General features: G+C 62.4%; 2 protein-coding genes and 1 pseudogene. All 3 read right to left on the reverse strand.

The genetic code is table 11. The annotated features are described in order from the left end of the window. A pseudogene (locus tag L9Z73_RS26825) lies at positions 1-298 on the reverse strand (biliverdin-producing heme oxygenase); the annotation flags it as partial. A gap of 141 nt (positions 299-439) precedes the next feature. Further along, positions 440-3,001, reverse strand: a complete 2,562-nt coding sequence (locus L9Z73_RS26830; RefSeq protein ID WP_247407603.1) for a TonB-dependent receptor — start codon at positions 2,999-3,001, stop codon at positions 440-442. Positions 3,002-3,117: 116 nt separating this feature from the next. Continuing rightward, positions 3,118-3,950: FecR family protein (locus tag L9Z73_RS26835; RefSeq protein ID WP_247407605.1), on the reverse strand; the 833-nt coding region annotated here is incomplete at its 5' end.

Consider the following 3,950-nt stretch of genomic DNA (forward strand, 5'->3'; position numbering starts at 1 on the left):
GATCCACCTTGGCCTGGTAGTCGGTGCCCAGGTCGGCCAGGTCCAGCCTGGCGGCGTCGGCGCGGCAGCGTTCGGCCAGGTCGGGAACGATCTTGATCAGGTCGGCATCGTTGTACAGCGCCACTAGTTCCGACTGGAACAGGTACTGCGCCACCACGAAACGCGCGAAGTTGGGCTGGGTTTCAAACGGCGCGTGCGCCTTGACCAGCGCGTCGAGCCGGGTGTGCGGCGCGGTGGTGATCTGGTTCAGGCGCTGGGAGCGCAGGCTTGGGCGTTCTGCGGAAGGAGAAACGGTCATGAAAAAGTCCTTGAGAAGGGGAGCGCCGTGATGCCCTGGGGCGTGGCTGGGCGGTTAGTAACTAGACGAACAAGAAGACGCGGCACAGTAAAAAATCCTCACCTCATCGCTGATTAATTCCGACGAGGCGAGGCGGGTTGATCAGATGTCCCAGACCACATTGATCGCGAAGTTGCGACCGGGCTGGGTCAGGCGGTCAAGGTTGGCCGGGCCGGTGACACTGGCTTCGCCGACGCTGTCGTAGCTGCGCACGTCATCCCAGTTCCAGTACTTCTTGTCGGTGAGGTTGTAGAGGCCGCCGTTGAGCGTCACGTCTTGGGTGACTTTGTAGAAGGCGGTCAGGTCGACCACACCGAAGCCAGGGGTCTTGAACGGGCCGTCGGTGCTGCCGTCGGGAGCGTGGAAGCTGCTGCTGTCGACGCGATCCTGCTTTTTCACCAGCGTCCAGCTCAGCAGGCCACCGTAGTTGTCCTGTTCGTAACCCAGGCCGAATACGCCTTTGAGTGGGTTGACGCTGTTCAGCGGCTCGCCGCTATCGTCGTTGCGCCCATAGGCGTAGGCAATCGACCCCTGGGTATACAGGCCCTGGGGCGCGCCGAAGGCATCGAGGTTCAAGCGGCCCTTGGCTTCCGCGCCCTTGATGGTTGCGCGCTTGATATTGACCGCCTGGAACTGTTCGACGGTGCCGCCGACGACCGCGTTGTCTTCGTCGATAAAGTCGCGGTACTTGGTGTAAAACACCGCGATGTCGAAGGAGCCCGCGTCGAACTTGCCGCGAATCCCGGTTTCAATGCCTTTGCTGGTTTCCGGCTTGAGGTCGGGGTTGGGCTCGACGGTGTAGCCCAGGTTCAGGTTTTCAAAGCGTCCGTACAGCGCTTTGGCCGAGGGCGTGCGGAAGCCTTCGGCGTATTGGCCAAACACGGTGTAGTGATCGGTCAGGGCGTAAGTCAGGCCGAACTTGGGGGTGACACGGTGCCAGGTTTTTTCCTTGTCGCTCACCGGGTATTGGCCGGTCGGGTTGACGCTGCTGAGGAATTCCTGGGTCAGCTTGGGTTTGAGCCGGGTGTAGTCATAACGCACGCCGGGCAGGAAGGTCCATTTGTCCCAAGCGATCTGATCCTGGGCAAACAGCGAATAGGTGTTGATGGTTGGGTCCGGGAAGTCGCTGGTCTTCGTCACGCTGTCGCTGGCCGTTGGGCTGGGCGCGCCAATGGCTGTGCAACCGGCGCCGACGGCGAGGCAAGTGGCCGCGCCCTCGCGGGAGCCAGTGACTTTCTGCTGCTTGAGCGTGGTGCCGTAGGTCACTTGGTGATCGGTCTCGCCGAGGCTGAAAGCCTTGTCCAACTGGGCATCGAATATCCACTGCTTTTCTTCGTAAAGCGTGTCGCGGGTGCGCAATACCCGACGGCCCGCCTGGTAGATTTCTGCGGTGGTCTGGTCGGTCTTGGCGATCTGGTAATTGAGGCTGGTCTTGATGCGATCAGCCATGGGCGAGTCGAGGGCGAAGGTGTTTTCCAGGCCGAAACGTTCGCGGGTGATGGTGTCGTTGCCCCGTCGGTCACGGTAGAGATTGAAGCCTTGGCCGCCGACGAACGGGCCTCCCACCGCATTCTTCAGGTTGACGTCGCGATCGTCCTTGTACTTCTCGTAAGTCAGGCCCAGACGGTTGTCATCGCCATAATTCCAGCCCAGCTTGGCCAGCACGTTGGTGGTGCGCGCCTCCTCGGGGTTGGCGCCGGTGCGGGCCAGGCCGGTGGCATTGTTGCCGTCGTAGGCTTCGGTTTCATGGCCATTGCGTTGGCTCAGGTGCAGCAAACCGTCGACGTCCTGCACGCGGCCGGCGACGGTGGCGGAGGTCAGCCAGCTTTCATCGGCGGAGCTGTAGCCGGTCTTGAGGCGGGCGCCGACGTCCTGGCCGGGCTTGATGATGTCGTCCGGATCGAGGGTGAAATAGCTCACCGCCCCACCGATGGCGCTGCTGCCGTACAGGGCTGACGCCGGGCCGCGCAGGATTTCCACGCGCTTGACGATTTCCGGGTCGACGTAGTTGCGACGGGTCTTGGCATAGGGACCGTTGAAGAAGTTGTCCGGCACTTCCACGCCATCGACCTGGGTGAGGATGCGGTCGCCGTCGATACCGCGAATGTTGTAGCCCGCGTTGCCGGCGCGGGTGCCGGCGCCACCGACCGAGACGCCGGGTTCGTAGCGCACCAACTCACGGATGTTGTTGACGTTCTGGCGGTCCAGCGCTTCACGCTCATGCACGCTGACGGTGTTCGGTACGCTGTTGACGTCCTGCTCGTTACGGGTGGCGCTGATGGTCAACTGTTGCAGGTTGAGGACGCTGCTGGCAGCGCGCTTTTCCAGGGCGACGCTGCTGTTGCCGAGTTTGCGGTAGCTCAGGTTGGTCCCCACCAACAAGCGCTCCAGGGCTTTTTCCGGCGACAGCGCACCGCGCACGCCAGGCGACGACACACCCTGGCCCAGCTCCGCCGGCAGGCCGACTTGCCAGCCGGTCACGGCGGTGAAGGCATTGAGTGCCGCAACCAGTGGCTGCTGTTCGATGCTGAAACTGTAGTTGCCCTGGCTGCGGGCGGTGTGTTCGGCGGCGGCGACCATCACCGGCGCACCGGCCAGCAGGATGGCGGCGGTCAGCAAGGACAGCACGGGCGAAGAAGACCGGCGATTGAAACGAGAAGACATCGAAAGCGCTCCGGAGATACGAATCTTATAGTTGCGAACCGATTCAAATGGGAATCAGTTGCATTGGCTAAGACGAGACGTACCACCGAGCGCTATCGAGTAAAAATAATTCTCATTTAGTTCAGGATCACCAGTGCCGGGTATTCAGAGAGCTTGGCCGAGGTGATGTGGGCCAGGGAGCGCACCACGTCCAACGGCTGGTCGAGGCGGTAGTTGCCGGTGACGGCGACGCTGGCGAGTTGCTCGTTGGTGTTGACGATCCAGCCGGGGTAATAGCGGCGCAATTCGGCGAGCACTTCGCTCATCGGGCAGTTTTCGAAAATCAGCCGGCCCTGGACCCAGGCCAGGTCTTTGTTGGCATCGAGTCTGGCGGGTTGGCCGAAACCCTTGGGGCCGATGCGGATGCTTTGCCCGGCGCTCAGGCGCACGCGGGCATCGTCGAAGGTGTTGCTCAGGTCGACATCGCCGCGCTGCACCTGCACCTGGGCTTCGCCATTGAGGTAACGCACGGTGAACGCGGTGTCGCGCACCCTGGCGCGCACGGGGCCAGCGTCGACTTCCAGGGGCAGGCCACGGTTGGGCGCCACCTCGAAAAACGCTTCGCCTTGGTAGAGGCGGGCGATGCGCTGGTGGTCTTTGATGCTGCTGGAGAACGCCGAATCGGTGTTCAGCAAGACGTTCGAGCCCTCGTCCAATTGCAGGCGCTGGCGTTCACCCACCACGGTGAGGTGGTCGGCTTGCAGGCGTACCGGCAGATTGCTGAAGCTGAACAGCCCGAGCATCAATACGGCGGCGGTGGCCAGTGGTTTCCAGTGTGGCTTGATGCGGCCGAGCTTGGTGTACTTGATGATGTAGGTCAGCAAGGCCATGCCGGCGAAGGCCGCGACCAGGATGAAGACCTTGGTGTACGTCAACTGGACGAACCCGCTGCCGATATCGACGCGCCAGG

This window comes from Pseudomonas emilianonis (genome assembly GCF_023072625.1).
GTDB lineage: Bacteria > Pseudomonadota > Gammaproteobacteria > Pseudomonadales > Pseudomonadaceae > Aquipseudomonas > Aquipseudomonas paraveronii.

Excerpts from the sequence above, each read along its gene's own strand:
- L9Z73_RS26830 (WP_247407603.1), bottom strand. The coding sequence starts at position 3,001 with ATGTCTTCTCGTTTCAATCGCCGGTCTTCTTCGCCCGTGCTGTCCTTG.